Genomic DNA, 25,076 nt, shown 5'->3' with positions numbered 1-25,076 from the left:
GTTACCAAATGCGTTCACTCATACTTCTTCTCTTCCTCGCCTGTGCGACGCCTCTCTGGGCGGCCGAGACCGTCCCGGTCAAGATCACTTCCGACACCATGACCTACACCCAGAAAGGGGACCAGGTGATCTTCACCGGCTCCGTGTACGTCATTCGCCAGGACATCCAGCTCTGGTCCGACACGCTGACCGTGCTGCTGGAAAAAAAGGACGGCGCCAAGAACGCCACCCAGGGCGTGCCCGACGAGCAGGGAGCCATCAAGAAAATCATCGCCAAGGGCAACGTGCGCATAAAAGCGGACAAGGGCCGCACCGGCACCTGCGGAAAGGCCACCTATGAAGCCGACAAGGACCTTCTGACCATGGAAGACAGCCCCATGCTCATGGAAGGCGCCAACAAGATCCAGGGCGAGGTCATTAAGCTCTACATCAAGGAAAACCGCAGCGAAGTACTGGGCGGCAAGGGACGGGTCGAGGCCATCTTCAACACTCCCGCCGGCAAAGAGGGGCTTGGGCAGTGACCACCCTGACCGGTCAGAATCTGGCCAAGCGCTACGGAGCCAGGGATGTCGTGCACGACATCGGGCTTGACGTGAGCCAGGGCGAAGTGGTTGGCGTCCTGGGGCCCAACGGGGCAGGCAAGACGACCACATTCTACATGCTCGCGGGCATCGTGCGGCCCACGCGAGGGCAGGTCCTTCTGGACGGCCAGGACATAACCCGCTGGCCCCTGCACAGACGGGCCCGCGCGGGCATGAGCTATCTGCCGCAGGAAAGCTCCATCTTTCGCAAACTGACCGTGCGTCAGAACCTGCAACTGATTCTCGAATATTCGGGATTCTCGCGGGAAGAGCAAAAGCGCACGGCGGACAGGCTGCTCGATGAACTGGGGATCACCCGCCTTGAAGGGCAGCTGGCCGCCTTTCTGTCCGGCGGAGAACGCCGCAGGCTGGAAATTGCCCGCGCCCTGATCCAGAATCCGAAATTCATCCTCCTGGACGAACCCTTCGCCGGCATCGATCCCCTGGCCGTGGACGACATCCAGGCCATCATCCGGGACCTTCGCGACAAGAACATCGGCGTGCTCATCTCCGACCACAATGTTCGCGAAACGCTCCAGATCTGCGACCGTGCATACCTTGTCCACGACGGCCGCATCATCCTGAACGGCAGCCCGGAAGAGATCGTCGCCGACCCGGGCGCGCGCAAGGTTTACCTCGGTGAAGGATTCAGCCTCTAGCGGACACGATTTTCCAAGGATTGCCAGGGCCTAAGCTTTATGGCAGATTCGTTACTGGGTAGTTTTTTAGCCTGCAATCCTCTGACACGGTGAAACCAAATCAATTATGGGCCTTGAACTCCGACAAAACCTCAAGCTGACGCAGCAGCTAGTCATGACACCGCAGCTGCAGCAGGCCATCAAGCTGCTTCAGCTCTCCAGATTCGAGCTTCTCGAAGCCGTTCAGCAGGAGCTGCTTGAGAACCCCATGCTTGAGGAGGGGGTCAAGGAAATTTCCGAGGAGCACGAAATCCAGGCTCCGGCCGAAACACGCCCGGAAGTCTCCTACGAAGACGCGGAACTGATGCGCAACGCGGACTGGGAAAACTACCTCGGCGATTTTTCAAGCACCGCCAAGCAAGTGCAGTTCAAGGAGACCGAGGCCCTGGAGGAGATGATGTCCTACGAGGCCAGGCTCTCGGGCAAGCCCTCCCTGGACGGTCATCTGCTGTGGCAGCTGTGTCTGTCCAACATCACCGAAGAAGAGGAGATGATCGGCGAGGCCATCATCGGCAACCTCGATTCCCAGGGCTACCTGATGAGCACCGCCGAGGACATCGCCTCCGAGACGCTCTCTCCCCTGGCCCTGGTGGAGTCCATGCTGCATCGTCTGCAGCGCTTCGATCCCGTGGGCGTGGCCGCGCGGTCTCCTCGGGAATGCCTGCTCATCCAGCTGGAAATGCTGGGCCAGGACGATCCCATCCTGCTTTCCCTGGTAGGGGATCATCTCGAAGACATCGAGAAGCGCCGCTACAAACCGCTCCTGCGCAAGTTCAAGATCCAGATGGAGGACCTCAAGGCCTATCTGGACATAATCCAGTCCCTGGACCCCATGCCGGGCGCCAGTTACGGCAGCGAGAGCACCATATATGTCAGCCCCGATGTCTTCGTGTACGAATACGAAGGGGATTTCGTCATCGTCATGAACGACGACGGCCTGCCGAAGCTGCAGCTGAGCCCCTACTACATGGACGACATGCACCTCGCGGTCAAAGGCCCGGACCGTGAATACCTGCATGACAAGATGCGCTCTGCCATGTGGCTCATGAAGAGCTTGCACCAAAGGCAAAGAACATTATACAAAGTGGTTGAAAGCATTGTCAGGTTTCAGCGGGGGTTTTTCGAACACGGCGTGACCAAGCTCAAACCGCTCATCCTCAAGGATGTGGCCGACGACATTGAAATGCACGAATCCACGGTCAGCCGGATCACCACGAACAAATACGTGGCCACCCCGCACGGCATCGTGGAACTGAAATTTTTCTTCAATTCCGCGCTGGAAATGGATGATGGAACTCAGGTCGGATCCGAATCGGTCAAGGCCATCATCAAGAAAATGGTCAGCGAGGAAGACCCGAAGCACCCCTACAGCGACGAAAAAATCGCCGCGGTGCTGAAAGAACGGCTGGACGTGAACATCGCCCGGCGAACAGTGGCCAAATATCGCGCAGTGCTGGGGATCGATTCCTCATCCAAGCGCAAACAGGTTTTTTGACATCCCGCCCTTTGGGCCGCCCCTTCCGGACGGCAAAAAGGGCTGACCCTCAACAATCGAGGAGGCTTCCATGAGGATTACCTTCAATTTCAAAAACTTCGATCCTTCCGACCATCTGCGCAAATACGCCAAAGACCGCTTCGGCAAGCTCGCCAAATTCACGGCCGGCACCCCCGACGCTGAACTGCAGGTCAATCTCGAAGTGGAGAAATTCCGGCATATCGCCGATATAGTGCTGACGGGGAAGAACGTACATATCTCCGCCCGCGAAGACAGCGAGGACATGTACTCCACCGTCGACCTCGTCTGGGACAAGCTTGAGGCCCAGATGCGCAAGGTCCGCGACAAGGACAAGAGCCGACGCAAAGGCGGCAGCGACAGCACCCGCATGGACGCCGGGAGTTTCGAGGACGACGCGGATGCAAAGCGCAAGCCGGTCATCCAAAAGACCGACGACTTCTCGCCCAAGCCCATGATCGTTGAAGAAGCCGCGCTGCAGCTTGAAAGCACGGACAACGAATTCCTCGTGTTCCTCAACGCCGAAAGCGAAAGGATCAATGTCATTTACCGACGCAAAACCGGCGACTTCGGTTTGATCGACCCCGGGGTATAGGGAATGAAGCTTGCTGAATACCTGGACAAGGATTTGATCATCTCCGACCTCTCGGCCAGGACCAAAACCGAGGTCCTGGCCGAACTCGTTTCGACGCTGTCGGCCAAATATCCCGATCTTGACCCCAAACGCGTGGCCCAGGTCCTCATGGACCGGGAAATGCTCGGGACCACCGGCATCGGAGACGGCATCGCCATCCCTCATGGCAAGTTGGACAGCATCGATCAGGTTCTGGTCATCGTCGGCCGCAGCCACGAAGGCGTGGATTTTGCCAGCCTGGACCACAAGCCGGCCAGCATCTTTTTCACGGTGCTGGCTCCCTCAAGCGTGGTGGGCCTGCATTTGAAACTCCTGGCCACGGTTTCCCGCCTGCTCAAAGACGGATCGTTCCGTCAGGCCTTTGCCGACTCCCCCGGTCAGGACGGGTTGTGGCAGTTGCTGCAGACCGTCTAGCAAGAACGTATTCGGAGAACTCCCATGCAGCCTCAACCTGAACAGAAAAACGTGGTCATTGTCTCCGGCATGTCCGGTTCAGGCAAAAGCACGGCGCTCAAGGTCTTCGAAGACATGGGCTTCTTCTGCGTGGACGGACTTCCGGCGCGCATGGCTCCGGCGCTCATCGAACTGTTCTTCAACTCCTCCGCCAAGGACTACCCCGGGCTGGCCATGGGCATGGACCTGCGCCAGCCCGACTTCGTGGGTCAGTGGAAGGAAGTGCTGCTTGATGTCCAGAAGTTTTCCGTGCGGCCGACCATCCTTTTCACGGATTCTTCCAACCAGATCCTGCTGCGCAGATATGCCACCACGCGCCGTCCGCATCCTCTGGCCTCGGGCAACCTGGGACTGGAGGGGGCGCTGGAACGGGAGCGGGAAATACTGGAACCCATCCGCGCGCAGGCTGATCTGGTCATCGACACGTCGCATTATTCAGTGCACGATCTCAGACGGGTCATTCAGGACAAGTGGGAGAGCCTTTCTTCCCGCAGCCAGGGCATGCGTGTGCATCTCATCTCTTTTGGCTTCAAGTACGGGGCCCCGGCCGAGGCGGACATGGTCACGGACCTGCGCTTTCTGCCCAACCCCTATTTCGACGAGGCCCTGCGCCCCATGTCCGGAAAAGACGAAGCCATCGCCCGGTACGTGCTGGACAGCAACCCCGGGCACGAATACCTGCGTCGGCTTTTGGAATTTCTTGATTTCACCCTGCCGCTTTATGCGTCGGAAGGGCGTTACCGCCTGACCATGGCTTTCGGATGCACGGGCGGCCGCCACAGGTCCGTGGCCGTGACCGAGGCCGTTCTGGCACATCTGCGCGAACAGGGCTTCAACGTATCTGTCGAACATCGGCATTTCAGTCTTGGATAATCTTTGGAGGAGTAATGGTTGGAGTGATCGTGGTGACCCATGGCCAGTTTGGCAAATATCTGCTTGAAGCGGCCCAGACGATTTTGGGGCCGCAGGAACAGTGCGCCCACATAGCCGTGGAAGGAACCGTGGAAATGAGCGCCCTGCTTTCGGACCTCAAATACACAGTCAAGCAGATGGAAACGGGTGACGGTGTCATCATCCTGACCGACATGTTCGGCGGTACACCGTCCAACATCAGCCTGTCTCTGCTCCAGCCGGGCAAGGTCGATGTCCTGTCCGGAGCGAACCTGCCCATGCTGCTCAGGGTTCTGGGCATGCGCACCCAGGATCTGTCCAAGCTCGCCCAAGACGCCAAGAACGCGGCCATTCAAGGCATCGTTGTCGCCGGTGAAGTATTGACCCGTAAAATCACCGAGGCCTAGCCGTGATCTGGTTCCGCATCGACAACCGCCTCGTGCACGGCCAGATCATCGAAGCCTGGCTTCCGCACATCAGGGCCAAGACCCTGCTGGTCGCCAACGACGACCTCGCCGCCGACGAATTGCGGCAGGAAATCATGAGCCTGGCAGTGCCAAGCGGCATCTCCTTTTTGTGCTGCCAAGTCTCGGAGGTCGCTTCGATGCTGCGCAACGTCCGCAAGAGCGATCCGGATCAGCATGTCCTGATCCTCTTTTCCGACTGCGCCGATGCCAAGGCCGCGCACATGACCGGGCAGTCCTTTTCCCTGGTCAACATCGGCAATCTGCATTACGGACCGGGCAAGGAGCAGGTGTGCGAACACATCGCCCTGGGGGCGGAAGACCGCTCCTGCCTGAAATATTTCAAAGAGCACGGCGTGGAGATCGATTTCCGCTGCGTGCCTTCGGCAACGACCAAAATCAACTTGTGATGAATACTTCTCGAACCAAATCGGCATGATCGACACTCACGATCTCATCCTGCTGGCCGGAGGAAGTTTTTTTTTGCCCTCCTGTCCCTGACCCGGGTCGCCATAGACCTCGGCTTCGTTCATCGTCCGCTTTTCGCCGCCCTGCTCTGGGCGGGACTGAGCTTCAAACTCCAGCCGGCCTTGAGCGCGGGCATTTTTTTCGAGCTGCTCTGGCTTGATCTGTTTCCGGCCGGAACCTACATTCCGCCCCAGGCCCTTCTCTCGCTGATCGCCACCCTGACCATTCTGGCCTGCCTGCCGGATGCCGACATGCGCACCACAGTGCTTGTCGTCATCGCGACCCTGCCCCTGGCCTACCTTGGCGCGTGGATCGAACAACTCTACCGCAAACGGCAGAATGCCGGCTACAACCAACTTTTGACCTGGAACCGCAAGGGCAACATAAACACCTTCGCACCGCACCGGCTCACCGCCAGGGCCCTGGCCGAAATCCTGCTGCTCAATTTTTCAGTCCTCGCGCTCTGCCTGGTGCCGCTTCTGGCCGGATTGAAAGCAATTCAACCCTGGATTTCAGGCGGCCCGCAGCCGACCTGGACCATGCTCTGGATAGCCGCCTGCGCCGGAGCCATTCTCGCCCTGCGTGTACGCAAGGCCTACGCTGTGGCCGCCGTCAGCGTGGTCCTTGGCGTCATCTTTGGCCTGTGACCTCCAATGTTCTCTCTTGGCAGCCGCGAATAATTGTGATATTTCGCACAATGTCTTTGTTCGCCAATAAACCCTTGTAGGAGGAATACCATGTCCGTTTATGTTTTTGGTCACAAGAATCCCGATTCCGATACCGTTTGCAGCGCCATCGCGCTGGCCGACCTGAAGAGCAAGCTCGGCGTAGCCTGCACCCCGACCGCCCAGGGCGAACTGGCCCCCGAGACCAAGTTCATCCTCGACAAGTTCGGCGTTGCCGCTCCTGCCGTGAAGACCGAATATGCCGGTGAAAAAGTTTTCCTGGTCGACACCTCCGACCTGGCTCAGCTGCCTGACGACATCAAGCAGGCTGAAGTCCTGGGCATCGTCGATCACCACAAGCTGGGTGATCTGACCACCTCCAGCCCCCTGGAATGCTGGATCTGGCCCGTTGGCTGCACCGCCACCGTCCTGACCGCCATGTACAAGTTCCACGGCATCGAAGTTCCCAAGAACATCGCCGGCATCATGCTCTGCGCCATCCTGAGCGACACCGTCATCTTCAAGTCCCCGACCTGCACCCCGGCCGACAAGGAAGCAGCTGCCGAACTGGGCAAGATCGCCGGTATCTCCGACCTGGCCGCCCTGGGCATGGAAATGTTCAAGGTCAAGTCCGCCGTTGAAGGCACCCCGGCCCGCGAGCTGGTTCTGCGCGACTACAAGGACTTCAACATGAACGGCACCAAGGTTGGCATCGGCCAGCTGGAAGTGGTCGACCTGTCCATCCTCGACGCCGTCAAGGGCGACCTGGCCGCCGACATCGCCGCACTGAAGGCCGAGAAGGGCAACCACTCCATCTTCCTGCTGCTGACCGACATCATGAAGGAAGGCTCCGAGATCCTGATCGCCTCCGACGACGCCTCCGTGGTCGAGAAGGCCTTCGGCGTCAAGCCCGTGGACGGAAAGGCATGGCTGCCCAAGGTCATGTCCCGTAAAAAGGACGTTGTGCCCAAGTTCGAAAAGGCTTTCGCCTAAGTCTTGGCTCTTTGAATGAAAGAAGCCCGTCCAGGTTCGCCTGGGCGGGCTTTTTGATTTGGGGCTGGCGTGTCTTTCCGTATTGGTGCGCGGGGAAGCACGGCCGAAAGGCATTCATTCGCGGGTGACACGGACGGTGAAGAGAGAACCGCGGATCTGCGCGTCATTCCCGCGAAGGAGTCACTGCGGGGTGTGGCGGTTGGCCCGGGCAGGGGGCGCCGACTGTCTGACTGAGCCAGGCATCGTTTGTTGAATCAGCGCTGGCCGCTTGAAAATCGGTGTGTGTCCGACAGCAGCGATGATTCAACTCTACGAGGCCCGCGAAGGAGTTTCGGCGGCCCCTGTCCGGGTCAACCGCCACACACCGCTCTCCGACCAGCCAGCACCCATCAGCCTTCTATTGTACTTTCTCCCCGCCTACATCCGCCCGCAGGGCCGCGACCTTTCCGTGCAAATATTCCGCCACCAGATCGCCCATGTCGTCGGCGCCGGAATGCTTGCGTGCGTATTCCCGCAGATCGTCCTCGGTCTGCTTCTCCATGCGCTCCGATTCCATGAACATGAGAAAAACCAGGCCCAGGGCGGCGTTGTTTTCCACAGTGCCGTCGCACAGGTGCTGCAGCTGTTCATCAGGCACCGTCTCGAAAAGGCGCTCGGCAAACTCACCGATCCATTTGGAATACAGCTCGGGCATGAGATCCGGGATCAGTTCCGCCAGACGGCGCGCCGCGTCCTCCGGGACATTGGGCATGGTCACCATGAAATACTCGGCCAGGGCTTCCTGACGTCGTTCGGCGCTGCCGGAGAATTTATCGAGGATGATCAGGAAGATATGGGCCCGCATCTGGGCCTGGGACAAAGACATGTGTTCTCCTATCAGGCTGCCCCAAAACGGAGATCTGCTTCGTCACTGCTGAAAATCCAGACCCTCACGTATGAAAAATACGCTTCGGCCCTGGATTTTCTTTGTTCCTCGCATCTCACCATTTTGGAACAGCCTGAACATTTTGAATTTATCGACAGTCAGCTATACTCCGAAAGGAGCCAGACACCGGGGATTCTGCGACACGGCGGCCATGACGATACGGGCGCAGGCCTCGGCGTCGGACCCGGCATGGTGATGATTGAGATTAAGCCCCAGATAGCGACACACGTCCGGCAATTTGGTCGGACGCAGGTTCCACTGGTTGCGAGCCAGATCCACGGTACAAACAAAAGGCAGGGTCGGGGCGGGCAAACCGGCCATGGTGCAGCACGCGCCGAGCACCGAGCGATCGAAGCTGGCGTTGTGCGCGGCCAGAAAATCCGCATCCTCCAGAAACTGGGCATGCTCAATCCAGAATTCCCGGAAAGGCGGAGCGTCCTTTACGTCGGACCAGTGGATGCCGTGCACGTTCACGCAAAACGGCGAAAAGCGCGAACGCGGCGGGCGGATCAGGCCATAGAGCCTGTCCACGATCTCGCCGCCGCGGACCTTGGTCAGGCCCACGGCGCAGGCGCTGTCGCGACGCGAATCCGCCGTTTCGAAGTCGATGGCCACGTAGGCCGGGAAAGCGTTCATATCAGCAGATGCGCGGCAACTGTTCGCCTTCGAGCATATCCATGAGCCGGGTTCCGCCGAGGGGCGTTTCCAGCACGACCTTGCCGGGGTGTTCGCCGCGGACGTTGCCGATCTGCACCGCGTCCGCGCCGAGCGGATCGGAACGCATGATGGCCAGGGCCGCCTCGGCGTGCTCCTGGGGCAGGATGCAGATGAACTTGCCCTCGTTGGCCAGATACAGCGGATCAAGGCCCAAAAAGGAGCAACCGCCGCTGACCTCGGGGCGAACCGGGATCTGCGATTCGAAAATCCGACACTCCACGCCCGACTGTCCGGCGATTTCGTTGAGGGTCGTGGCCAGACCGCCCCGGGTGGGGTCGCGCAGCACATGCACCTCGGGGATGGCCTCAAGCAGACGCACGATGAGGTGATTGAGCGAGGCGCAGTCCGAAAGCACGGGAGCCTCGAAGGTCAGCCCTTCGCGTTTGGACAGGATGGCCAGGCCATGATCGCCCATGAAGCCGCTGATCAGGATCGCATCCCCGGGCGCCGCCCGGTGTCCGCTCGGAGCCTCGGCCACGAAGATTTCGCCGATGCCCGTGGTGTTGATGAAAATCTTGTCCACCGTACCCTTGGGCACGACCTTGGTGTCGCCCGAAACCACCAGGACTCCAGCCTCGCGGGCGGCATTTCCCATGGATTCGACGATGCGTTCCAGATCGGCCATGGGCAGCCCCTCTTCGATGATGAATCCGCAGGTCATGTATTTCGGACGCGCGCCGAGCATGGCCACGTCATTGACCGTGCCGTGCACGGCCAGGGAGCCGATATCGCCGCCGGGGAAAAAGATGGGATCCACGGTGAAGGTGTCGGTGCTCATGGAGATGGGACTGCCGATATGCAGAAAGGCCGCGTCATCGAGGCGGTCAAGAATCTCGTTGCCCAGATATTTGAGAAAAAGCTCACCGATGAGCCGGTGTGAAGCCTTGCCGCCACTGCCGTAATCAAGAAGAACCCTTTCCACTCGCTTCCCCCTTGCATGACGCGTTTTCAACCACTGATCCTAGTAAAAAAACAACTGAAGATTCGAAATTTATGGGCATGAGGCATACGGCATGAGGCATGCTGCATACGGTACGCGGCACGTTGTCGGCATGGCCCTCGGCCCCGCCGGAACTCCTTCACGGGCCTCGTACAGTTGAATCGTTGCGTGCCGAACGAAAAATCCGGGCAGCACGCCGGGCAACGATTCAACAAACGATGCCTGGCTCAGTCAGACAGCCGACGAGGCCGAGGGCCATGCCGACAACGAGCCTTGAGGCACTGGCGGGAGTACTTTTCTGCTTCTCGCCGAGCCATCCCCTTGAAGCAAAGGACCTATTCCTTGTAATTACTTGAAAAGAATGAGTTCCCGCCGCAAAAGCTCGTCATCCCCTTGAAGAAGGGGATCCATCTTTTAACTACTTAAGAATGGATTCCCGCCTTCGCGGGAATGACACTCAGATTCTTTCGGGACTTTTTTACGGTGTCGTCCTGGCAAGGCGAGAGACGTTTTTGGAGGGCGATGTGTAGCCGACTACACGAGCCCTCAAAAAACGGCGAACAGCGCAGTCCAGAATCAATTTTCGCCGGTCGCCCCTAGACCCTGTATTTGTAGTAGGCGGCACACGACCCTTCGGTGGAGACCATACACGGACCCACCGGCGAGGCCGGAGTGCAGGCCTTGCCGAAAAGAGGACACTTGTCCGGAGACATCTTGCCCTTGAGCACGTCCCCGCAACGGCAGCCCTTGATTTCCGGGACGTCGTGCAGCTGCATGTCGAAAACACGCATGGCGTCATAGCCCGCGAATTCGTCACGAATCTCGAGCCCGCTGCCTGGGATGAGGCCGATGCCCCGCCACAGGGCGTCGCAGGGCGAAAAAATCTCGTTCATGACGGACATGGCCTTGGGGTTGCCCTCGTCGGACACAACGCGTGTGTAGGCGTTGACGACCTCGATCTTGCCCTCGTTGCGCATGGTCACGAACATGTAGAGCGCCTGCAGGATGTCGACGGGTTCGAACCCCGCCACCACGGCTGGCAAGCCATGTTTCCCGGCGAGGAAACGGTACGGCTCCACGCCGATGATGGCCGAGACGTGGCCCGGCAGCAAAAAGGCCTGCACCTGAAGCTCCGGGTCCCCGACCAGGGCGTCCAGGGCCGGGGGAACGAGCTTGTGGAAACAGAGCACGGAAAAATTGGAGATGCCCTGCTCGCGGGCCACCTTGACAGTGGCGGCGATGGCCGGAGCCGTGGTCTCGAAGCCAACGCCCAGAAAGACGACCTTGTCGTTCGGGTTGTCCTGGGCGATCTTCAGGGCGTCAAACGGAGAATAGACAACCTTGACGCGGGCCCCTTCGGCCTGGGCGCTCTTCAGCGTCTTCTTGTCCGGGCCGGGCACGCGCATCAGGTCGCCAAAAGTGGTGATGATGGCGTTCTTGCCTGCCAGTTCGAGGAAGGCCGCCACTTCGCTGTCATGGGTCACGCAAACCGGACAGCCGGGACCGGAGAGGTGCACGACCTTTTCGGAGAGCAGGGAGCGCACCCCGCTGCGAAAAATGGAAACCGTATGCGTTCCGCACACCTCCATGAACCTGAGTTCCCCGTCCAGTTCGGCGTGGATTCGAGCCAGCAGAGTCTTGCACAGCTGGGGATCCTTGAAATTGTCAAACAAGTTCAATGTTCAGCCCTTCCTCGAAAAGTTTCAGGGTGGCGATGGCTTCCTCCCGATCCAGACGGGTCAGGGCGAAGCCGGCATGGACGATGACGTAGTCGCCCACTTCCGGAAATTCGGAAATCACATCCAGACGAACCACATGCCTCGTCCCGCCAACCTGCACTTCGGCACTTTGTCCCTCAATCTTGAGCACTTCCATTGGAATCGCTAGGCACATGGCACACATCTCCCGCTTTGCTTTTTGTCAACGCTGTTGCTAAATCCCTGGGTGTTTTGTGTCAATGAACTCTTCCCGCGCCGACAGGTCCCAAAGGCCCTAAAATGAATCAACTTGAGATCCCCCTGACCCTCATCCCCACCGCATCGCAGGGACGAATCCCAAACGACGAGGACTGCCGGGGATGGTGGAACACGTATGCCATGCTGGAGCACATAAAAGTCCACAGCAGCCTGGTGGCGGACGTGGCCACGACCCTGGCCGAATTCGCGGTGAGAAAGGGGCTTGGCAATCCGGACGGACTCGGCCAAGACGACTTCGTGCAATCGGTGCGCGCGGCAGGCCTCCTGCACGATCTGGGCAAGACCTACTCCATCGAACACGGCGGCAATCACAGCCAGATCGGCGCGGCCTGGGTCATGGATCTGATCCGCAATCCGCGCATCGCCCAGGGAGTCATGCACCATGTCTATTGGCCGGGTGCCCTCGACCTTGAAAAGCACTTTCTGCCCCTGGCCATCATTTACGCGGACAAACGGGTCAAGCACGATGCCATCGTCGGCATGGAGGAACGCTTCGCGGACCTCTTCGACCGCTACGGACACACCGACCGCAGCCGGGAATGGATCACCCGCGCCTTCAATCAGGGGCGCGAACTCGAACAATTATTCAGCACCATTTTAGGAGAAAATATACATGAATATCCTTTTGATCGCCGGGGGCTGGTCCGGTGAACGGGAAGTTGCCCTAAGCGGCGCCAGACAGATCGAAAAGGGCCTCCTGGCACTGGGACACCACGTCACCCTCTTCGACCCGGTCCGCGACCTGCGCGAGCTTTACGAAGCGGCAGCAGGCCATGACTTCGCCTTCATCAACCTGCACGGCTCCCCCGGCGAGGACGGCCTGATCCAGTGCCTGCTGGAACGCATCGGCATGCCCTACCAGGGCTCGGACTCCCGCGCATCGCTCCTGGCCCTGAACAAGGCCGTGTCCAAGCAGATCTTCGAAGCCGCCGGACTGTCCACCCCGGCCTGGGAGTTCGTGCCGGCCAGCCATGTGACCGAGTGGCGGCCACTGCTGCCCTTCCCGCTGGTGGTCAAGCCAAACACCGGCGGCTCAAGCCTTGGCGTCGGCATTGTCGGGACCGAGGAAGAACTGGAGTGCTACCTTGCCCAGCCTGAAATCGCCGGACAGGATCTTTTGGCCGAGGCGCTCATCAAAGGCCAGGAACTGACCTGCGGAGTGCTCGAAGGCTGCGTCCTGCCGCCCATTCTCATCCGCCCCAAGAGCGGGGAATTCTTCGACTACGAAAGCAAGTACGTGGCCGGGGCCACGGAAGAGATCTGCCCTGCCCCGATTTCGGCCGAACTGACCGAGAAATTGCAGTCCACGGCCCGCGCCGCCCACGACGCCCTCGGGCTGGCCGATTACAGCCGCTCGGATTTCATGGTCGCGACGGACGGGACGCCGTACCTGCTGGAAGTCAACACCCTGCCAGGCATGACCGCCACCAGCCTCCTGCCCCAGGAGGCCCTGGCCGTGGGCCTGTCGTTCGAGCAACTCCTGACCCGGCTCATCGAGCTTGGGCTGCGCAAAAAATTGTGATGCCGCGCCTTGCCCCGGCGTTTGGCCTGCTCTTTGGGACGCTTTACACCCTGCTCTGGTGCCTGGTCGGGCCGTTCGCCTTTCTCTCGGCCAGAATGCGCCAGGGCTGGAAGCAGCGGCTTGGAATCGGTGCCCCCGCCCCTTGCGAAATCTGGATACAGGGCGCCTCGGCCGGGGAATGTGCCCTGGTGGCCGGCCTTCTTGAGCACCTGCGGGGCGTCCCGGTCCTGGCCACGACCTGCACCAGCCAGGGGCTTGAAGTACTGGGCAGGCTGGACTCGCCGGACCTGCAGACCCGCATGCTGCCCCTCGACCTGCCCCTGCTCATGGGCCGGATGCTGGACCGGGCACGGCCACGGGTGGTGGTGCTCCTTGAAACGGAAATCTGGCCGGGCCTGCTCATGGCCTGCGCGACCAGGGGCGTGCCCGTGGTGGTGGTCAACGCTCGCATGACGGCCAAATCCCTGGCCGGCTACCTGTTCCTTGGGCCCCTGCTGCGCCGCTGGGCGCCGCGATGCATCGGAGCCATGGCTCCGGCCGACGCGCAGCGCTTCGGACTGATCTTCGGGGCCCAATGCACGACTGTCACCGGCAACATCAAGTTCGACCGCGCCATGAGCACGCCGCTCATGACCCGCGACGACAATCCGTTGGCCAAGCTTATCCCCCCGGAGCGAAACTTCATCGTGCTCGGCTCCGTGCGCGAACAGGAAGAAGCGCTGGTGCTGGAGCTGATCCGGCAGCTGCGCGCAGGCGACGCACAGTGCGTCATCGGCCTCTTCCCCCGGCACATGCACCGCATCCCCGCATGGCAAGGGCTGCTCTCCCGCAGCGGGATACCTTTCGCCCTGCGCGGCACGCCGGACGGCCTGGCGCAGCCGGGGAGCGTTGTGCTCTGGGACAAATTCGGCGAAATGAACCCAGCCTATGCCCTGGCGCGGCGCGCCTTCGTGGGCGGCAGCCTGGCGCGGCTGGGGGGGCAGAACTTCCTTGAACCCCTGGCTCAGGGCGTGTTGTCGTGCGTCGGTCCGCACACCCGCAACTTCGACTGGGTTGGCGATGAGATATTCGGCAGCCTGGTTTTCAAATCCGAATCCATCCCTGAAATCGCCCGCTTCCTGCTCACCCCCGCCCCGCCGCGCAGCGAAGTCCGGGAGGCGGCCCTGAATTATGTACACGCCAGACAGGGCGCCACGGCCGCATCGATCGAACTCATCCGCCCCTATCTTCACCGGAGTCCCCATGCCTGAGGTTATCGCTATCATCCCGGCCAGGTACGAAAGCTCCCGCTTTCCGGGCAAGCCCCTGGCCATTATCCATGGCAAACCGATGTTCTGGCACGTCATGCAACGCGCGAGCCTGTGCCCGCAGATAGACACCGTGGCGCTGGCCACGGACGACGAGCGCATTTTCAGCGCAGCCCGGGAACTGGGCATGACCGCGCTCATGACCAGCCAGGACCACGCCAGCGGCACGGACCGTGTGCTTGAGGCCGCGCGCCTCCTTGACGCGGCCCCGGACAGCGTCATCGTCAATGTCCAGGGCGACGAACCGGCCCTGAATCCCGAAATGCTGACCGAACTGATCCGGCCCTTCGACGACCCGCTCGTGCAGGTCACCACCTTGGGGCACATCATAAGCCCCGAGGAGGCCGCATCCGCGGATCGGGTCAAGATAGTGCGCGCGGCGGACGGCCGGGCACTCTATTTCTCCCGCGCCCAGGTCCCCTTTGGACGCGACAACACTCCGGAATATATAGGACATATCGGCATTTACGGACTGCGAATGCACATCCTTGAAAAATTCAGCGCTTTGGGCGAGAGTCATTTGGAGAAACTGGAGAAACTGGAACAACTGCGCCTGCTCGAAGCCGGCATCCCCATCCACGTGTCCCTGACGCGGCACAAAAGCCACGGCGTGGACCGCCCAGAAGATCTGCCAACAGTCATTGCACTCATGAGAGGAGAACATCATACATGAAAGCTATTCTGGCCCTTGAGGACGGAACCTGGTTTGCGGGTCAGTCCTTCACCGGCCCCGGCGAAGCCGGCGGCGAAGTCATCTTCAACACCGGCATGTCCGGCTATCAGGAAATCCTGACCGATCCGTCGTATTACGGACAAATGGTCTGCATGACCTACCCGCTCATAGGCAACTACGGCGTGAACCTTGAGGACGTGGAATCCTCGCGCATCCATTGCCCGGCGCTCATCGTCAAGGAATGCTGCAAGGAGCCCTCGAACTGGCGCTCCAAGGAGAGTCTTCCGGACTATCTGAAACGCCACGGCATCATGGGTCTGGAAGGGATCGACACCCGCGCGCTGACCCGCCACCTGCGCATTCATGGCGCCATGCGCGGGATCATCTCCACGGCCGACCTGACCCCGGAGGAGCTTGTCGCCAAGGCGGCGGCCCTGCCCTCCATGGAAGGCGCAAACCTGGTCGATTTCGTGGCGCCGAAGGAACCATATTATTGGGATGGAACAGGGCCCGTGCCCGCGACAATGGATGGGGACCTGCCGCTTTGGCCCGAGAATTCCGAGGGCAGCCTGCGCGTGATCGTGTACGATTACGGCATCAAATGGAACATCCTGCGCCTGCTGGCGGCGGAAAACCTGACCATTCTGGCCGTGCCGCCGACCTTCCCGGTCCAACTCGTCAAGAAATTGGCGCCAAACGGCATCTTCCTGTCCAACGGCCCCGGCGATCCGGCCACGCTAACCGAGGCCATCGCCATCATCAGGGAACTCTGCGAGCTGTATCCGGTGGGCGGCATCTGCCTTGGACATCAACTCCTCGGAATTGCCCTGGGCGGAACCAGTTTCAAGCTCAAATTCGGCCATCACGGGATCAATCATCCGGTGCGTGACGATATTACCCGAAAGATCGAAATTTCTTCACAAAACCACGGTTTTTGCGTAGACATTTCCAACTTGGAGTTCCTGGAGCTGACTCACCTCAATCTGAATGATCAGACCTTGGAAGGTTTCCGCCACAAGACGAAACCCATCTTCAGCGTGCAGCATCACCCTGAAGCCGGCCCAGGACCGCACGACAGCCAGTACTTTTTCGCCCGGTTTAGGCGCATGGTCGAATCCGGTCAGGTCCAATAAACAACTAAATCGCGCACGTCGCGCAAGGAGCGCCCATGTCGGCAGAGATTCTCAAGGCCAAGAAACAGCTTGGAGAAGTCAACATGCTGCTCAAACAGGGCAAGCTCCTTGCCGCCGTGGCCAATCTGCACGAAGCGGTCGGGTTCATCCTCAAGGGCCAACTCATGAAGCACGAAATGCAGTCCTTCACCGAGTCCCTGGACAAGGCCGCCTATCACCTCGCCAACGACCGCGAGCTCAAAAAAATCTACCCTCTCCAGATCAGCTACAAGCCCGGCGAAGAGCGGGAACTTCTTGCCAGCCTCTACGCCCTCCTGACCTTTTTGCAGGAAAATCTTGCCGACGAAGCCAACTCGCACCTGGCCGCACTGGCGGAATACCGGCTCAAGCAACTGGAACTGGCCAGAAAACTTCTTGAATCCGACGAAACCGCCAAAGCCCAGCAGGTCTGCGGACGCCTCATCGACGCGGCCAAAACCGACACGGAACTCAAAATCACCGTGGCGGACATCTTCCTTGAATTCGGAAAATACGACGAAGCGCTGGAATACCTGAAGGCAGCCTACGCGGACAACCCGGACTCGGCCCACATCTTCAACAAACTCGGCATGGCCCTGCGCAAATCCGGCAGACTCGAAGAAGCCGAGAAATTCTACATCCAGGCCCTGGAGCGTCAGGCCCATGACGAAATCATCTACTTCAACCTGGGCCGGGTCTACCTGGACATGAAACGCTGGAAAAACGCCATCGCCGCCGCCGACCGCGCCCTGGCCGTCAACGCGGACTTTGTCGAAGCCAAGAAGATGAAGATGTTCGCGGCCAAGCAGATGGGGGGATGAGGGGGAGGGACGGTTCCATAGACCAGCCCCACCCCGCCTAGAATCTATTAACCTGCGACCTGCCTTACATAATGTTGTCAGCCCTTTATTCCTTCCTTTGTGTCCCAGGTACTGTGCAAGATTTTTCATTTGGCAAACAATTTGCTTTGCAATGAAAAAGTGTTCCTTCATGCCGCGAGCGTAGCCTGCAATCTTTCGCCAGGTTCACGCGGGCAGCAGCGGAGTCAACATCATCGGTGCAAATCATCGGACAGACGTCTCCAATCAGTGTGGCTAAGAAAAAGTGCATACGGTGGCTCGGCGAAGGACAATGCCGGAAAACCAAATTTTCGGATATCGCGCAGGTTGATGAATGACACGAGATTACCGTGGTCAGACCTCAATAGGCCTCAAATCATTCACTCAGTGAGCAAAAAAACGTTTCCTCGAAGGTCAGTCAAGCAACGAGCAGTCGACGTGAATGTATTGCCCTCTTGGCTGATTGAGTGATGACAAGAAGAGGTTAACCGCGTATACACAGGAACGACTTTGCGAATATGTGGTTCAAATTTCCCCCGGCCAACCGGGGAGGAATACTCTCGGCATAAAAACAAAATCCAACCAGCAGGCATTTTGAATCACTCAGTCAATGATCGGTACAGCCTGAAGAGAAACCGCGCATGATCGTTCTCGATAAAAAATTTCTCAAACCAAGCAAACCAAGCAGAATCCTGGCGTTGCTTGAAAATTTGAATTCCGATCCGTCGCTGAGCCAGGCCGAACTGGCACAGAAATGCGCCCTCAGCGGAGCCATGGTCAACAAATACCTTCACGAACTGCGCGAAAACAAGATGCTGAACGTTACTCCGGTCAACGGCAAGAGCTTTGCCTATCATCTCTCCGACCTGGGCGAACAAACCAGACAACTTTTTTTTGAAGAATACTCGACGGAGCTCGTTCAGCTCTACAGCGCGCTCAAAAAACTCATCCGCGACAAAATCAATCTTCTCGTCCAGCAGGGACAAACCCGCTTCGTTCTTTTCGGCGCCTCCGAGACATGCGAAATCGCGCTCTCGGCCATACGCGAACTGGATTTGCGGGTCGTGGCGATCGTAGATAACGACCGTAACAAGCATGGGCAAAATTTTAACGGGCACATCATTTCCCCTCCGCTGGTCCTTGAGCAACTTGCCTTCGACGCCGCCATCATCACGACCTTTGCACGACAAAAAGAAATTCTCGATCAAATATCGCCACTTGCCCAGAAGCTTCACTTCAACATCGCAAGGCTGTGAATATGAGCACTGCAAGCATCAAATTGCCCTCGGGCGCCCAAATCGGCCACGGCCTCCCCTGTTTTCTTGTCGCGGAGATCGGCAACAACCACCAGGGCAAGCTGGAACTGGCCAAGGAGATGGTGCTAGCCGCCGCCGAAGCCGGAATAAACGGCGTCAAATTCCAGAAGCGCAACATTGATGCACTGCTCAATGAAGACGGCAAAAACGCGCCCTACACAGGACCGAACAGCTTTGGCCCGACCTACGGTAAACACCGCCAGGCGCTGGAACTCGACGTCGAACAGATGGCGGAGCTCAGGACCCTGACACACAAGCTGGGCATGACCTTTTTCGCCTCGGCCTGGGATCATGTCAGCGTGGACCAGATGCAGGACATCGGTTGGGATATGGCCAAAATCTGTTCCGCGGACCTGGTCAACATCCCCATGCTCAGACAAATAGGAGCCATGGGCGTTCCGGTCATCCTCTCGACAGGCATGTCCTCCTGGGAGCAGATCGACAGAGCCGTCACAGAACTGCGGTCCTTTCACGACAATATCATCCTCCTGCATTGCAACAGTTCCTACCCCTGCCCCGAAGAAGAAATCGGCCTGCCGGTGATGGAGGTCATGCGCACACGCTACGGGCTCCCCGTGGGTTACAGCGGTCACGAACGCGGCTACGCCCCCACCCTGGCGGCGGTGGCGCGAGGGGCCTGCGTCATCGAACGGCACATCACCCTGAACAAGAATCTCCCTGGAACCGATCACCAGGTGTCCCTGGAACCCGGCCAGTTGCGGGAACTGGTAACCATGATCCGCGAAGTGGAACGGGCCATGCTGGTCACGGACAAGCAAGTTTTCGCCAAGGAGAGCCAAGCGGCCTTAAAGCTGCGCAAAAGCATCGTTGCGGCCAGGGATTTACCGGCTGGGCAGATCCTGACAGCCGAAGATTTGGCAGTCAAAAGCCCGGGTGATGGAATGTCGCCGCTGTTGTGGGACGAAGTGCTCGGGAAAAAGCTCACCGTCTTCCTGGCCAAGGATGCACAGTTGCATGGCGAAGCATTGGGATCCTGAAGGAAAAGAAGTTGTTACGAAAATTTTGGGCAAAGCGATGCGCGATAAGCATTGCGGCATCATCGCAGTAATTGTTCGCACAATGAATTAACGAAACACCATGACCCTGAGCCTAAAAGACAACCCGCCTCCCATGCATCCACAGACGCTGCTGGAGCCAGGGAGCATGCCGAATGCAGGACATCCTTGGTGGGTGGCGCGCACTCGCACACGGCAGGAAAAGGCCCTGGCCAGAAGCCTGCACGGCAAGGGCATCGGTTATTTTCTGCCGCTGGTATCACGGCCACAGAAAAACAGGGACAGGATGCGCACCTCCATTGTCCCTCTTTTCGAAGGCTACCTTTTTTTCCAGGCCGACGCGCAGGAACGCCTGACTATAATTCAGACGGGGCACCTGGCCCAGGCTCTTCCGGTCAAGGGCCAGGACGCATTGCATGCGCAACTGCAGGCCATCGCCAAGGTCTGCGAACTCAAGATCGGCCTTGAACTGGCGGATTTCGCCCAGGTCGGAAAGAAGGTGCGCATCATCGCCGGCCCGTTCACCGGACTGACCGGGACCATAAGCAAGGGGCGGAAAGCAAGCCGCCTGATCCTCAAGGTCGATGCCATCGGGCAGGCCGTGGCGGTGGAGATCTCGCTGGACCAAGTCCAGCCCGAATAGACCTAAACGTCCGTTTACAAAGGTTTTGTTTTAAAATCGGCATCCCCCGACGGGGACGAAGTGCGCCCGGAGTCCGGCGCGGCACCACTGCGACACTCGACACGGAACATGACATGCGCATCCTGATGATCGCCATCAACGACCCGGCAGGAACGGCCATCGAATTCACCAAGGCCATCAATGCGTATACCGAGCATTCCTGCCGTCTGATCACCAAGGAAATCCGATACAACTTCATGTTCGAAAAGGACCTGCACCTGCCCTGGCTGGACGAAGCAGGATGGGCCGAGGTGGAGGAACTGCTCAGAACCAGCGACGTCTTCCATTTCCACATGACAGCCGACGAAGACATCGAACTGGGGCCGTTCCGCCCCCGTGACTTCATGAAGGGCAAGATCATTGTCCATCACCATCATGGGCATCCGGATTTCAGGGGGAATCCTGAAAAGTACCGGCAGAAATACAAGGAACGCGGGCGGAGAAATCTTCTGGTGAGTACGCCGGATCTTCTAAAGTTGCTGCCTGAGGCAACGTGGCAGCCAAATCTGGTTCCGGTAAACAATCCACTTTATACGCCACTGGAGAATAAACCCGAAGAGCCAATCATCATCTGCCATTCCCCGACCCGCAAGGATCTGAAAAATACAGAGGAATTTATTCTTGCGACAAAAGAGCTAATGATTATTTCCTCAATACCCGTTGAAATGCGGATCATTGAAAACACACCGCACAAGGAGTGCCTGCGCTTAAAGCGCGAGAGCCATATATTATTCGATCACCTTCAGGGCTATTATGGAATCAGTAGTCTTGAGGGTTTAAGCCAAGGACTCACGGTGATCGCAAACTTAGATGACTGGAATAAAAGCCATATACGAGAATACTTCGAAACTGACGCTCTACCATGGATTGATTGCAAACCAGAAAACATCTGCAATATACTATTAAATACTACCAATGCATACAAAAAAATGAAACGATATTCAGAAAGCAGGAAATTCATGTCTGAGATTTGGAATGAAAAAAAAGTGATAAACATATTGTTTCAGACGATTGGAGAAAAAAATTGAATCAAATATCAATCGTTATCCCAAGCTATAATCACGGTAAATACATTGAGGCGTGCTTAGATTCTATTTACTTCCAAGACTACCCAGAAATAGAAATAATTATCATTGATGACAACTCTATAGACAACTCACATAGCGTGATAAAAAATTGGATCCATAACGTAAAATCAAGCTCAACTTCATTTATATCAAAATATGACGAAAAAAAAGACGAATTAATAAAAACAATATATAACAGATACAATAAAAACGTAAGAAAAATTATATACGAGAAAAACAGCAAAAACATCGGATCAACCGCAACATACAACAAAGGATTCCGGATTGCGACAGGCGAGTATTGCACATTTGTCGCTGCTGACGACATAACTCACCCTCAGATGCTATCCACCTTGGCCAAACCACTTGATGAAAATGCAGCCGACTTCGTGTACTCTAACATGTTCATTATCGATGACAACCACCAAATTCTCCGAGAATTCATACTTCCAGACTACAGTTTCGAAAAATCATTTTGCGAATGGTATTTATGTGGCGTTTCAACGCTCTACAGGCGCTCTCTTCATGAAACATTTGGTTATTACGATGAGAACTCACACGCAGATGATCATGAATGCTATCTACGATTTGCGCTGAATGGCGCCCGACTTCTTCACATCAACAAAACACTTTACAGTGTCCGAAGCCACGCTCAGAGGCAGGTTGGGCTGCATCACCCGGAAAAGTTCAAAAATCTTCTGGAAGAATCGAAGCGACTTGTTCTCAAAGCGCGCATATCACTGCACGCCAAGAGGTCAAGCCACGACGATATTGTCGTAATTCAGCCGTAATCAAATAACATACAGAGTTGGCAAATGAAGCATCTTAGAGTAGGTGTCATTGGGGCTGGATACTGGGGCAAAAATCTTGTTCGAAACATGAGTGAATTAGGCGTTCTCACATGCATTTGTGACAATAATGAAGACGCACAAGAAATTTTTAGCAAGCAATATCCAAAATCTATATTTTATTCTGATTATTCCGATTTAATTTCGAATTCAGAAGTTGACGCAGTTGTAATCGCAACGCCAGCAGTTTCCCACTATGATCAGGCGAAACAAGCGCTTCTCGCAGACAAACATGTATTCGTAGAAAAACCATTGGTGCTTGACGAGGACAAAGCTAAAGAGCTCATTGAACTTGCTGATTCCAGACATCGCATTCTTATGGTGGGGCATCTGCTACAGTATCATCCGGCCTTTCTCGAACTGAAACGTCTGGTGAGCGAAGGCGAACTGGGCAAGATCAACTACATATGCTCCCACCGCCTCAACCTGGGCAAGATCCGGCGGGAAGAGAACATCTTGTGGTCGTTCGCCCCCCATGACATATCCATGATTCTCGCCCTCGCCGATTCCGAGCTTGAATCCGTCATGACGGCTGGGGCCAACTACCTGCACCAGCGCATTTCCGACGTCACGACCACGCACATGGAATTCGCTTCGGGCATGAAGGCGCACATCTTCGTTTCCTGGCTCCACCCGTTCAAGGAGCAGAAGCTCGTCGTGGTGGGAGAAAAGAAGATGGCGGTGTTCGACGACACGTTACCGTGGGCCGAAAAGCTGCTGTTGTACCCGCATGAGATCAATTGGGAAAACAACGTTCCGGTCCCAGCCAAGGCCAACGGTTACCGCCTCGAGCTGCCTGACGCGGAACCGCTCAAGCTCGAATGCCTCCATTTTATCGAATGCGCGTCCGAGGGGAAGGCCCCCCGGACGGACGGCAGGGAAGGGCTGGAGGTTCTCCGCGTGCTGAACGCCAGTCAGCAATCGCTGAACGCCGAAGGGAAGAAAATCTTTCTATCAGGCAAAGCCGACACATCCGCGCAGGAGAGCGCCTTTGTCCACGAAACGGCAGTCGTCGACGCGGGCGCATCCGTCGGGCACGGCTCCCACATCTGGCATTTTTCCCACGTTATGTCCGGCGCGACCATCGGCCGAAACGTCAACATCGGCCAGAACGTGTTCGTCGGCAAAGACGTATCCGTCGGCGACGGATGCAAGATCCAGAACAACGTCTCCGTGTATCCCGGGGTGACGCTTGAGGAGAACGTGTTCTGTGGACCCTCCATGGTTTTCACCAACGTCTTCAACCCCCGCGCCAACATCCGGCGCATGGAGGAGATGCGCAGGACCCACGTTGGCAAGGGCGCCACGCTGGGCGCCAACTGCACCATCGTCTGCGGCAACAACATTGGCAGGCACGCCTTTGTTGGCGCGGGCGCCGTAGTGACCGCCGACGTGCCGGACCACGCACTGGTAATGGGCAACCCTGCCAGGGTTCGCGGATGGATGTGCGAATGCGGCAACAAGCTCGACGAAGCCGGGCGGTGCCCCGCCTGCGGAAAGGAATACTCGAACAGGGCGGCCATGGCGGACGACGTACTTGGGAGGGATGCGTGATGATGCCATTCATTGATCTCAAGACGCAGTTCCAACGGGTCGAGGAGGATGTCCGGCGGCGCATGGACGCGGTCCTGGCCCACGGCAACTTCATCATGGGGCCGGAGGTCGCGGAACTGGAGGCCGGACTGACCGGGTTCGCCGGCGTCGCGCACTGCGTGACCTGCTCCTCCGGCACGGACGCCCTGCTGATGGCGCTTATGGCGCTGGGCGTAGGGCCGGGCGACGCGGTATTCACCTCTCCCTTCACCTTCATCGCAACGGCCGAGGTCATTTCCCTGATCGGCGCGACGCCCGTGTTCGTGGACATCGACGCCGGGTCGTACACCCTCGATCCCGCACGGCTTGAAGCGGCGATCCGGGCGGTCCTGGACAGAGACGCCGCCGGGCACCCCCTGCCGCCAGCAGCGCTCGAAGGCGAAGGCCTGACGCCCAGAGTGGTCCTCCCGGTGGATCTCTACGGCCAGCCATCCGATTACGACGCGATCAACGCGGTCGCGGACGAGTTCAACCTGACGGTGGTGGCGGACGCCGCCCAAAGCTTCGGAGCCATTTACAAGGGCCGCAGAGCTGTCGCGGCACCGCAGATCGCCTGCACCAGCTTTTTCCCGGCCAAGCCGCTCGGCTGCCTAGGCGACGGCGGCGCGCTGTTCACCGATGATGACGCGTTGGCCGAGGTCTGCCGTTCCCTTCGGGTGCACGGCAAGGGCGACCACAAGTACGACAACGTCAGGACTGGGCTGAACGCCCGGCTGGACACGCTGCAGGCGGCCGCCCTTCTCCCCAAGCTGGCCATCTTCCCCGACGAGTTGGACAGGCGGCAGGCGGTGGCCGAGATATATAGTGCGAGGCTCGGAGCCCTCGGAACGCTCACGCTCCCAGTCATGCCGGAGGCGACGACGAGCGCCTGGGCGCAGTATACCCTGCGCAGCCCCCTGAGGGAGGCGATCCAGGAGTCCCTGAAGGGAGACGGCGTTCCGAGCGTTGTGTACTACCCGTGCCCCCTCCATCTGCAGAAGGCCTACGTGTCCCTGGGGCTGGGGACCGGCTCGTTTCCGGCGGCCGAAGCCGCCGCCGGCGAAGTGTTCTCGATACCAATGCATCCGTACCTGTCCAAAAGTGACATCGACATGATCTGCGGCTGCATCGAAAAGGCGGCGTCCCGGTAGGCCCGGGACTGGAG

The 25,076-nt window shown here is 58.2% G+C and carries 28 protein-coding genes; 23 read left to right on the top strand and 5 right to left on the bottom strand.

Going from position 1 to position 25,076, the window contains the following annotated elements; all coding sequences use genetic code 11:
* The first annotated feature begins 8 nt into the window (after positions 1-8).
* The 10 genes from H4684_RS15315 to H4684_RS15270 all read left to right on the top strand — a co-directional run bounded on the left by H4684_RS15315 (position 9) and on the right by H4684_RS15270 (position 7,360).
* Positions 9-521 (top strand): LptA/OstA family protein, encoded by a 513-nt coding sequence (locus H4684_RS15315; RefSeq protein WP_192624424.1) that lies wholly within the window; start codon positions 9-11, stop codon positions 519-521.
* Positions 518-1,240, top strand: a complete 723-nt coding sequence (gene lptB / locus H4684_RS15310) for an LPS export ABC transporter ATP-binding protein (RefSeq protein WP_192624423.1) — start codon at positions 518-520, stop codon at positions 1,238-1,240. The genes H4684_RS15315 and lptB overlap by 4 nt, the downstream gene beginning before the upstream one ends.
* Positions 1,241-1,346: 106 nt before the next feature.
* Complete coding sequence (gene rpoN / locus H4684_RS15305) at positions 1,347-2,774, top strand: RNA polymerase factor sigma-54 (protein WP_092194617.1); 1,428 nt, start codon at positions 1,347-1,349, stop codon at positions 2,772-2,774.
* Positions 2,775-2,844: 70 nt separating this feature from the next.
* Positions 2,845-3,387: a ribosome hibernation-promoting factor, HPF/YfiA family gene (gene hpf / locus H4684_RS15300; RefSeq protein WP_092194615.1), complete on the top strand. Its 543-nt coding sequence runs from the start codon at positions 2,845-2,847 to the stop codon at positions 3,385-3,387.
* Between the two features lie 3 nt (positions 3,388-3,390).
* Complete coding sequence (locus H4684_RS15295) at positions 3,391-3,840, top strand: PTS sugar transporter subunit IIA (protein ID WP_092194613.1); 450 nt, start codon at positions 3,391-3,393, stop codon at positions 3,838-3,840.
* Positions 3,841-3,864: 24 nt separating this feature from the next.
* Complete coding sequence (rapZ, locus tag H4684_RS15290) at positions 3,865-4,752, top strand: RNase adapter RapZ (protein WP_092194611.1); 888 nt, start codon at positions 3,865-3,867, stop codon at positions 4,750-4,752.
* Positions 4,753-4,766: 14 nt separating this feature from the next.
* Positions 4,767-5,177 carry a PTS sugar transporter subunit IIA gene (locus H4684_RS15285; RefSeq protein WP_092194609.1) on the top strand — a complete coding sequence of 137 codons (411 nt, stop codon included), beginning with the start codon at positions 4,767-4,769 and terminating at the stop codon, positions 5,175-5,177.
* Between the two features lie 2 nt (positions 5,178-5,179).
* Positions 5,180-5,644, top strand: a complete 465-nt coding sequence (locus tag H4684_RS15280; protein ID WP_192624422.1) for a PTS sugar transporter subunit IIB — start codon at positions 5,180-5,182, stop codon at positions 5,642-5,644.
* A 180-nt stretch (positions 5,645-5,824) separates the two neighbouring features.
* Positions 5,825-6,349 carry a hypothetical protein gene (locus H4684_RS15275; RefSeq protein WP_192624421.1) on the top strand — a complete coding sequence of 175 codons (525 nt, stop codon included), beginning with the start codon at positions 5,825-5,827 and terminating at the stop codon, positions 6,347-6,349.
* Positions 6,350-6,439: 90 nt separating this feature from the next.
* Complete coding sequence (locus tag H4684_RS15270) at positions 6,440-7,360, top strand: manganese-dependent inorganic pyrophosphatase (RefSeq protein WP_192624420.1); 921 nt, start codon at positions 6,440-6,442, stop codon at positions 7,358-7,360.
* A 397-nt stretch (positions 7,361-7,757) separates the two neighbouring features.
* Here the strand turns inward: H4684_RS15270 and H4684_RS15265 are convergent, their stop codons facing one another.
* The 5 genes from H4684_RS15265 to H4684_RS15245 all read right to left on the bottom strand — a co-directional run bounded on the left by H4684_RS15265 (position 7,758) and on the right by H4684_RS15245 (position 11,835).
* Positions 7,758-8,225 carry a hypothetical protein gene (locus tag H4684_RS15265; protein WP_192624419.1) on the bottom strand — a complete coding sequence of 156 codons (468 nt, stop codon included), beginning with the start codon at positions 8,223-8,225 and terminating at the stop codon, positions 7,758-7,760.
* A gap of 162 nt (positions 8,226-8,387) precedes the next feature.
* Complete coding sequence (locus H4684_RS15260; RefSeq protein WP_192624418.1) at positions 8,388-8,921, bottom strand: 3'-5' exonuclease; 534 nt, start codon at positions 8,919-8,921, stop codon at positions 8,388-8,390.
* Between the two features lies 1 nt (position 8,922).
* Positions 8,923-9,924 (bottom strand): hydrogenase expression/formation protein HypE, encoded by a 1,002-nt coding sequence (gene hypE / locus H4684_RS15255; RefSeq protein ID WP_192624417.1) that lies wholly within the window; start codon positions 9,922-9,924, stop codon positions 8,923-8,925.
* A gap of 614 nt (positions 9,925-10,538) precedes the next feature.
* Positions 10,539-11,621 carry a hydrogenase formation protein HypD gene (gene hypD / locus H4684_RS15250; protein ID WP_092193817.1) on the bottom strand — a complete coding sequence of 361 codons (1,083 nt, stop codon included), beginning with the start codon at positions 11,619-11,621 and terminating at the stop codon, positions 10,539-10,541.
* On the bottom strand, positions 11,608-11,835 hold the full coding sequence (locus H4684_RS15245; RefSeq protein WP_092193816.1) for a HypC/HybG/HupF family hydrogenase formation chaperone: 228 nt from the start codon (positions 11,833-11,835) through the stop codon (positions 11,608-11,610). The genes hypD and H4684_RS15245 overlap by 14 nt, the downstream gene beginning before the upstream one ends.
* Before the next feature lie 104 nt (positions 11,836-11,939).
* Between H4684_RS15245 and H4684_RS15240 the strand changes: the two genes are divergently transcribed.
* The 13 genes from H4684_RS15240 (at position 11,940) to H4684_RS15180 (ending at position 25,062) form a co-directional block, all read left to right on the top strand.
* Entirely contained in the window at positions 11,940-12,569 is a 630-nt protein-coding gene (locus tag H4684_RS15240; protein WP_092193815.1) for an HD domain-containing protein, read from the top strand.
* Entirely contained in the window at positions 12,532-13,440 is a 909-nt protein-coding gene (locus H4684_RS15235; RefSeq protein WP_192624416.1) for a D-alanine--D-alanine ligase family protein, read from the top strand. Before H4684_RS15240 ends, H4684_RS15235 begins: the two co-directional genes overlap by 38 nt.
* Positions 13,440-14,690, top strand: coding sequence for a 3-deoxy-D-manno-octulosonic acid transferase (locus H4684_RS15230; RefSeq protein WP_192624415.1), 1,251 nt, complete (start codon positions 13,440-13,442; stop codon positions 14,688-14,690). The genes H4684_RS15235 and H4684_RS15230 overlap by 1 nt, the downstream gene beginning before the upstream one ends.
* Positions 14,683-15,420 carry a 3-deoxy-manno-octulosonate cytidylyltransferase gene (kdsB, locus tag H4684_RS15225; RefSeq protein ID WP_092193812.1) on the top strand — a complete coding sequence of 246 codons (738 nt, stop codon included), beginning with the start codon at positions 14,683-14,685 and terminating at the stop codon, positions 15,418-15,420. The genes H4684_RS15230 and kdsB overlap by 8 nt, the downstream gene beginning before the upstream one ends.
* Complete coding sequence (carA, locus tag H4684_RS15220) at positions 15,417-16,553, top strand: glutamine-hydrolyzing carbamoyl-phosphate synthase small subunit (protein WP_092193811.1); 1,137 nt, start codon at positions 15,417-15,419, stop codon at positions 16,551-16,553. The genes kdsB and carA overlap by 4 nt, the downstream gene beginning before the upstream one ends.
* 35 nt (positions 16,554-16,588) lie before the next feature.
* A complete protein-coding gene (locus H4684_RS15215) occupies positions 16,589-17,392 on the top strand; it encodes a tetratricopeptide repeat protein (protein WP_192624414.1) in 804 nt (267 codons plus the stop codon).
* Positions 17,393-18,051: 659 nt separating this feature from the next.
* Complete coding sequence (locus H4684_RS15210) at positions 18,052-18,666, top strand: winged helix-turn-helix domain-containing protein (RefSeq protein WP_192624413.1); 615 nt, start codon at positions 18,052-18,054, stop codon at positions 18,664-18,666.
* 2 nt (positions 18,667-18,668) lie between these two features.
* Positions 18,669-19,724, top strand: a complete 1,056-nt coding sequence (locus tag H4684_RS15205) for an N-acetylneuraminate synthase family protein (protein ID WP_192624412.1) — start codon at positions 18,669-18,671, stop codon at positions 19,722-19,724.
* 166 nt (positions 19,725-19,890) lie between these two features.
* A complete protein-coding gene (gene nusG, locus H4684_RS15200) occupies positions 19,891-20,385 on the top strand; it encodes a transcription termination/antitermination protein NusG (RefSeq protein ID WP_192624411.1) in 495 nt (164 codons plus the stop codon).
* Between the two features lie 113 nt (positions 20,386-20,498).
* On the top strand, positions 20,499-21,452 hold the full coding sequence (locus tag H4684_RS15195) for a glycosyltransferase family 1 protein (protein ID WP_192624410.1): 954 nt from the start codon (positions 20,499-20,501) through the stop codon (positions 21,450-21,452).
* Positions 21,449-22,282: a glycosyltransferase gene (locus H4684_RS15190; RefSeq protein ID WP_192624409.1), complete on the top strand. Its 834-nt coding sequence runs from the start codon at positions 21,449-21,451 to the stop codon at positions 22,280-22,282. The genes H4684_RS15195 and H4684_RS15190 overlap by 4 nt, the downstream gene beginning before the upstream one ends.
* 24 nt (positions 22,283-22,306) lie before the next feature.
* Positions 22,307-23,893 carry a Gfo/Idh/MocA family oxidoreductase gene (locus H4684_RS21160; protein WP_192624408.1) on the top strand — a complete coding sequence of 529 codons (1,587 nt, stop codon included), beginning with the start codon at positions 22,307-22,309 and terminating at the stop codon, positions 23,891-23,893.
* A complete protein-coding gene (locus H4684_RS15180) occupies positions 23,893-25,062 on the top strand; it encodes a DegT/DnrJ/EryC1/StrS family aminotransferase (RefSeq protein WP_192624407.1) in 1,170 nt (389 codons plus the stop codon). The genes H4684_RS21160 and H4684_RS15180 overlap by 1 nt, the downstream gene beginning before the upstream one ends.
* Positions 25,063-25,076: the final 14 nt, after the last annotated feature.

The organism is Desulfomicrobium macestii, assembly GCF_014873765.1.
Lineage (GTDB): Bacteria > Desulfobacterota > Desulfovibrionia > Desulfovibrionales > Desulfomicrobiaceae > Desulfomicrobium > Desulfomicrobium macestii.
This window is presented reverse-complemented; position numbering and strand designations above follow the sequence as displayed.